Source organism: Micromonospora sp. NPDC057141 (assembly GCF_042670805.1).
Taxonomy (GTDB): Bacteria; Actinomycetota; Actinomycetes; order Mycobacteriales; family Micromonosporaceae; genus Micromonospora.
Genome location: NZ_JBHUVA010000017.1, coordinates 91,862 through 98,443 on the forward strand (window position 1 = coordinate 91,862; position 6,582 = coordinate 98,443).

Consider the following 6,582-nt stretch of genomic DNA (forward strand, 5'->3'; position numbering starts at 1 on the left):
CCAACAGAAGCCCAGCGGCCGGCTAGTCGTCGGTCCCGGCGAGGCGGAGCAGGCCCGGGGCGTGGTTGCGGGCGGCGAAGGCGCGCACCTCGGCCAGCACCTGCGCCGCGCCCGCCGGGTCCACCTCGCGCAGGCTGGACACCGACAGCGCGGCGGCGAGCGCGTGGTCGGTGCGGTCGCCCATCCGCCGGTACTGCTCGGCCGCCGCCCGGGACAGCTCGGCGGCGGCCCGGGCGTCGCCAGCCGACCGGGCGAGCGTCGCCTCCGCGGCCTGCCCGGCGGCCCGGGCCCAGGGCGTCATCCGGGGCGCGGAGGTCAGCAGCCCGCGCACCCGTCGGGCCGCGTCCCCGCCGAGCACCACCGCGACGTGGCCGATCGCCGGCACCCACTCGGCGAACGGGATCTCCCGGGTCCGCCGCCAGTCCTCGTCCAGCTCGGCGAGCAGCCGCAACGCCTCGGCCTCGCGCCCCTGCACGGCCCGGCACAGCGCGGCGTGGGCCAGCGTGGACCGCAGCACCCGGTGGAAGCCGGACCGCCGCCCGGCGGCCACCGCCCGCTCCACCTGGTCCGGATCGTCGTCCCCGGCCGCGGCGTGCGGGTCGCCGCGCAGCGCCCGCATCCAGCCGGACACCGCGACGATGTGCATGTCCCACTCGCCGGTCGGCCGGCGCGTCGACTCGGCCGCCAGCTCCGCCGCCGAACCCCAGTCCCCGGCGTAGTACGACCGGGCCCACTGGTCCTCGAAACTGGCGGTGAGGCTGTGCTCGCCGCCGAGGTCCAGCGAGCGCTGCTCGTCCACCAGCCGCGCCGAGCCGGCCAGGTCGCCCTCCTCCTGCAACGCCCAGGCCAGGTTGTGCACCGCCCGCCGGCGGCTGGCCAGCCGTTCCACCCGGCAGTGCTCGGTGATCTCGACCAGTTCCGCGTACGCCTCCGGCACCCCCGACAGGTAGCGGGCCACCGCGAGGGTGATCCGGGCGCTCGCGCTGACCTCCCGTAGCTGAAGCCGCTCGGCCAGGCCGGCCGCGGTCCGGGCCGCCGCGCACGCCGGCTCGGTCTCCGCGTTGAGCATGTGCATCCGGGCCAGCTCCAGCAGGGCGCTCGCCTTCTCCTCGCTGTCGGGCAGGTCGGCGTAGATGCCGATCGCCCGGTCCAGGCAGCGCAGCGTCTCGGCCCGGTCCGCCCGCCGCCACGCGGCGGTGCCGAGCAGCGTCCAGGCCCGGGCCGCCCCGGTCGGCTCGCCGGCCTCGGCCAGCCCGCCGGCCAGCCGGGCCAGCCGCGCCGCGCCGCCGTCGACCAGGAACGCGTCCCCGTCGCGGAACAGCGCCAGCTCCGCGTCGAACAGCTCCAGGGCCGGGTCGGGCCCGCCGGGCAGGGCCAGCGCCCGCCCCACCAGGGTCGCGGCGGTGTCCAGCGCGTGCAGCTCGTACGCCCGGCGGGCCGCCCGGTGCAGCGCGGCCCGCGCGGCCGGGGCGTAGGGCGCGGTGTCCAGGCCGACCGTGCGGGCGATCTCGTGCGCCGCCCAGCGGTGGTTGGCCAGCACCTCGACCAGGTCCTGCTGCCGGCCGTCGGTGACCTGCTCCAGCCAGTCGGCGGTGCGCTGGTGGCGCAGCACCCGCTCGACCCGGGGCAGCCGCTGATAGCACACGTCGCGCACCAGGATGTGCCGGAAGCGGTACTCGGGCTGGCCCGGCATCGCCGAGCTGGGCTGCTCGTATACCAGGTCCCGGCGTTGCAGCCGGCCCAGCGATCGCTCCACCCACCGCACGGGCCGGCCCAGCGCGGTGGCCACCGGCCCCGGCCAGAACTGCACGCCGACGACGGCGGCGGCCTGGAGAACGGACCGGTCGGCCGGGTCGAGCAGGTCGAGCCGGTTGGCGATGACCGCCTGCACCGTGCGCGGCATCTCCGGCGTACGGGCCGGGTCGGCCCGCCCGGGGGAGTCGAGCAGCCCGCCGTCGAGCAGCATCCGGGCGTACTCCTGTGCGTAGAGCGGGTTGCCGTCGGCGAACTCGATCAGCGGCTCCCGGGACGCGGGCAGCAGCGCGGACTGCCCGAGCAGCAGCGAGTAGAGGGTGTCGATGTCGGAGTCGTGCATCGGCGGCACCGAGATCGACATCGCCCCGCTGATCGTCCCCGTCCAGGCCGGGTGCCGCTCCCGCAGCTCGGGCCGTGCGGTGGCCAGCACCAGCAGCGGTACGCCCCGGGCCGCCGCGCCGAGCTGCTCGACGAAGGCGAGCATCGCCTGGTCGGCCCAGTGCATGTCCTCGAACACCAGCACCGTCGGCCCGGCCGCGGCCAGGGCGAGCAGGAACCGCCGCCAGGATGTCTCGGTCTCGCCCGGGGTGAGCCGCTCGCCGGGCAGGCCGAGGAGCGGGCCGAGCGGGTCGGCCAGCCGCACGGCGTGCGGGTCGGCCAGCCGGCCCAGCCGCTGCCGCAGCCGGTCGCCGAGCGCCGTCGGGTCGTCGACGTTCGACACGCCGACCCAGCTCTTCACGATGTCGGCGAGCGCAGCGTACGTGACGTTCTCGCCGAACGGCGGGCACTGCCCGACCAGCCAGGTGATCGGCGGCCCGGGCAGGCTGGCGGCGTGCCGGGCCAGCTCCCGCAGCAGCCGGCTCTTGCCCACCCCCGCCGAGCCGAAGACGGTGACCAGTTGGGAGGTGCGCTCGGTCACCGTGCGGTGCAGGGCGTTGACCAGCAGGCCCCGCTCGTGCTCCCGGTTCACCATCGGGGTCAGCTCGGCGCTGCTCAGGTCCCGTTGGGGCAGCGCTCGCACGGCCAGCCAGATCCGGCTGACCGCGGAGCGGCCCCGCAGCGTCACCGGCGGCTGGTCGGCGTACTCCAGGTCGTGCCGGGTCGCCGCCCAGGTGCTCTCGTCGACGACCACGCCGCCCGACGGGGCGAGCGACTGCAACCGCGAGGCGGTGTTGACCACGTCGCCGGTGACGAAGCCCTGCCCGCCGTCGCGGGCGGCGGACAGGTCGACCAGCGCCTCGCCGGTGGCGATGCCGACCCGGAAGCCGAGCGGCGGGTGCGGGCCGGCCGGCTGGCGGGCCAGGTTGCGTTGCAGCTCCAGCCCCGCCCGCACGCAGCGCAGCGCGTCGTTGTCGGTGGCCACGGGCGCCCCGAACAGCGCCATCACCGCGTCACCGATGTACTTCTCGACCACCCCGCCGTACTGGTGCACCAGCCGCCGAACCGTGGCGAAGTAGGCCTGCTGGAGGTTGCGGGCCTGCTCCGGGTCGGCCCGTTCCGCGTACGTCGTGAAGTCGACGATGTCGATGAACAGGACGCTGACCTGCCGGCGGTCCTCCTGCACCACCACCGGCCGGTCCCGCAGCGGCTGCCCGCAGCTGGTGCAGAAGTTGGCCTCCGCGCCGTTGGCGTGCCCGCAGTTGGCGCAGCCACGGGTCAGGGCCTGCCCGCACCCACCGCAGAAGCGGTCGTCCGGACCGGCTTCGCGTGAGCAGTGTCCACACTTGAGGTCGATGGTCGGCTCCAGAGCGCGAGGTGGGCCCAGTATCGCGCCGAGCGGCAGAGTCGGCTACCCGATATGCAGGCGGATCGTGCGCCCGACCGGGTCAGACTAACCTTCCGCTCAGGAGATGAACGCCAGGAGAGTGCCGTGCACGTACGACTGTCAGCCGCGTGGACGGACCCGCGAGGCACCCTGTGGGCCCCGGGCGACACGGTCGACGTCGACGCCGTCACTCTCGCCGGATTGGAGGAGCAGGGCATGGTAGACACGCCGGACGGTCAGGGCACCGGCCCCGACCAGGGCAGCACGAAGACCACGACGACGACCAAGCCGACCGACCCGTCGAAGATCGGCCCTGGTCCGAGCGCGCCGCCCGCCGACGAGCCGGACAAGTGACGGATCGGTGACGCCGGCCGCGCCCACCAGCGGCGCGGCCGGCGTCAGCGGTCGCTCATGCCGGCGCGGCGGCGCAGCGCCGCCACGTCGGTGACCACGATCCGGCGACCCTCCGTGCGCAGCCAGCCCCGGCCGGCGAAGGAGCCGATCGCCTGGTTGACGCTCTGCCGGGAGCCCCCGGCCATCTCGGCGAGCTGGCTCTGGTTGAGCTCGATGGTGATCATCGGGGCCTGGCTCTCGCCGGCCAGCCGGACCAGCGTCTTGGCCACCCGGCCGGGCAGGTCGAGGAAGACGTGGTCGGCGTTCTGCTCGGTCAGCCGGCGGATCAGCCCGCCGAGCGAGCGCATCACCGCGTCGAGGATGCGCGGGTTGGAGTGCACCAGCTCCATGAACGCGGGCCGGGACAGCGCGAGGGCGGCGCAGTCCTCGATCGCCTCGGCCGACGCCGAGCGGGTGGAGGCGTCGAGCAGGGAAACCTCGCCCAGCACGTCCGGGGGGCGGATCACCGACAGCACGGCCCGCTCGCCGGTCGGCGCGGTGCGGAACACGGCCACCGCGCCCCGGCGCAGCACGATCAGGGACTCGCCGGGGTCGTTCTCGACGAAGAGCAACTGGCCCTTGCGGTACGTGCGCGGCACCGCCGCCGCGATCACCCGCTGCCGCACCTCCGGCTCGAGGCCGGCGAACATCTCGACACCCGTGAGCGCGTCACCCGGCTCCGGCAGGCGCATCTCCACGGCCCAACCCCTCCCCGGTAAAGGACCTCAACTCGCGGCGGGATGAACCCGTCAGCCCCGGCGCGAGGTCGCGAACCGGTTCGACGTCCGGTAGCGGCACTCATCAGATCATGACGGCCCGGTCGCCCGCTGTACACCCCCGGCGACACTTCCGTAACAGTCCCGAGCTGCGGCGCAGGGGCGTCGTGACGTGCACCGCCCCCGGCTGGCGGCGGGTGGCACCGGTGGGCGAGGATGGCGGGCGATGATATACCGCTATTTCTACGACTGCGAGTTCATCGAGGACGGGCGCACCGTCGACCTCGTGTCGATCGGCGTCGTCGACGAGTTCGGGCGCGAGTTCTACGCCGTCTCCACGGAGTTCGACGACTCCCGCGCCGTGCCCTGGGTGCGCCGCAACGTCCTTGACCGGCTCCCCTCGCCGGCCGACCGGGCCTGGCGGTCGCGGGAGCGGATCCGCGACGACCTCCACGACTTCCTCATGGAGCCGATCCGGGGCCGGCCGGGCGAGCAGCTGGAGCTGTGGGCCTGGTACGCCGCGTACGACCATGTGGTCCTTGCCCAGCTCTGGGGGTCGATGCCGGGGCTGCCCCGGGAGATCCCCCGGTTCACCAAGGAGCTGCGCCAGCTCTGGGACGACCGGGGCCGGCCGCCCCTGCCGAACGCCGACGCGGCCCGGCACGACGCGCTGGTCGACGCCCGGCACAACCTCGCCCGCTGGCGCGCGATGACGGCCCGCTGACCCCGTTCCTGCCCGGGGTGCGCGGTCGGCGGATGGGCGCGGCGGCTACAGTTCGCAGGGACGGCCCGCCCCGGGCCGGCAACGGTGCCGAGGTCTGATCCGACACTTATCCTGGGGCAAATCGGGCTTCACCTGATGCTCCAGGAGGATGAGCAGATCATGCGTATCGGCGTGCTCACCGGCGGCGGCGACTGCCCGGGTCTCAACGCGGTTATCCGGGCGGTGGTCCGCAAGGGCGTCGCCACCTACGGTCACGAGTTCGTGGGCTTCCAGGACGGCTGGAAGGGCCCGCTGGAGGGCCTGTCCAAGCCCCTCGGCATCGCGGAGGTGCGGGGCATCCTGCCGCGCGGCGGCACCATCCTCGGCTCGTCCCGTACCAACCCGTTCAAGATCGAGAACGGCGTCGAGCGGATCAAGGACAACCTTGCCGCGCAGGGCGTCGACGCGCTGATCGCGATCGGCGGCGAGGACACCCTCGGTGTCGCCACCAAGCTGCACGAGCTGGGCGTCAACGTCGTCGGCGTGCCGAAGACGATCGACAACGACCTCGGCGCCACCGACTACACCTTCGGCTTCGACACCGCCGTCAACATCGCCATGGAGGCGATCGACCGGCTGCACACCACCGCCGAGAGCCACCACCGCACCCTCGTCGTCGAGGTGATGGGCCGGCACGCCGGCTGGATCGCCCTGCACGCCGGCCTGGCCGGCGGCGCCAACGTCATCCTGCTGCCCGAGCGCAAGTTCGACGTCGAGCAGGTCGCCGGGTACGTCGAGAAGCGCTTCCAGCACCAGTACGCCCCCATCGTCGTGGTCGCCGAGGGCGCCCAGCCGCTCGACGGCCAGATGGTCCTGCACAACCAGGAGCTGGACGCGTTCGGCCACGTCCGCCTCGGCGGCATCGGCCAGTGGCTCGCCGAGCAGCTGGAGGCCAAGACCGGCAAGGAGGCCCGCACCGTCGTGCTGGGCCACATCCAGCGCGGTGGCACCCCGACCGCCTTCGACCGGGTGCTGGCCACCCGGCTCGGCCTCCAGGCGATCGACGCCGCCAACGAGGGCGACTGGGGCAAGATGGTCGCGATGCAGAGCACGGACATCGTCCGGGTCCCGCTGGCCGAGGCCACGGCCGAGCTGAAGACCGTGCCGCTGGAGCGCTACGAGGAGGCCGAGGTCTTCTTCGGTAGCTGACGCCAACCCGGCGCGCGCGGCGGCTCCGCAGGGAACCGCCG

General features: G+C 74.2%; 5 protein-coding genes. 3 read left to right on the top strand and 2 right to left on the bottom strand.

Features of this window, described 5'->3' with window-relative positions; translation table 11 throughout:
* Positions 1-22: 22 nt before the first annotated feature.
* Entirely contained in the window at positions 23-3,538 is a 3,516-nt protein-coding gene (locus ACFT41_RS12925) for an ATP-binding protein (protein WP_377613814.1), read from the bottom strand.
* Positions 3,539-3,625: 87 nt separating this feature from the next.
* On the opposite strand from ACFT41_RS12925, the gene ACFT41_RS12930 reads away from it, so the two are divergent.
* Positions 3,626-3,874, top strand: coding sequence for a hypothetical protein (locus ACFT41_RS12930; protein WP_377586897.1), 249 nt, complete (start codon positions 3,626-3,628; stop codon positions 3,872-3,874).
* A gap of 44 nt (positions 3,875-3,918) precedes the next feature.
* Here the strand turns inward: ACFT41_RS12930 and ACFT41_RS12935 are convergent, their stop codons facing one another.
* Positions 3,919-4,611 (bottom strand): Crp/Fnr family transcriptional regulator, encoded by a 693-nt coding sequence (locus ACFT41_RS12935; RefSeq protein WP_377613813.1) that lies wholly within the window; start codon positions 4,609-4,611, stop codon positions 3,919-3,921.
* Between the two features lie 244 nt (positions 4,612-4,855).
* Here ACFT41_RS12935 and ACFT41_RS12940 point away from each other — a divergent pair, with 244 nt between their 5' ends.
* The gene (locus ACFT41_RS12940) at positions 4,856-5,353 is read left to right on the top strand and encodes a polyadenylate-specific 3'-exoribonuclease AS (RefSeq protein WP_377590485.1); all 498 of its coding nucleotides are present in this window, start codon (positions 4,856-4,858) and stop codon (positions 5,351-5,353) included.
* A 159-nt stretch (positions 5,354-5,512) separates the two neighbouring features.
* Complete coding sequence (locus ACFT41_RS12945; protein WP_377590487.1) at positions 5,513-6,541, top strand: 6-phosphofructokinase; 1,029 nt, start codon at positions 5,513-5,515, stop codon at positions 6,539-6,541.
* Positions 6,542-6,582: the final 41 nt, after the last annotated feature.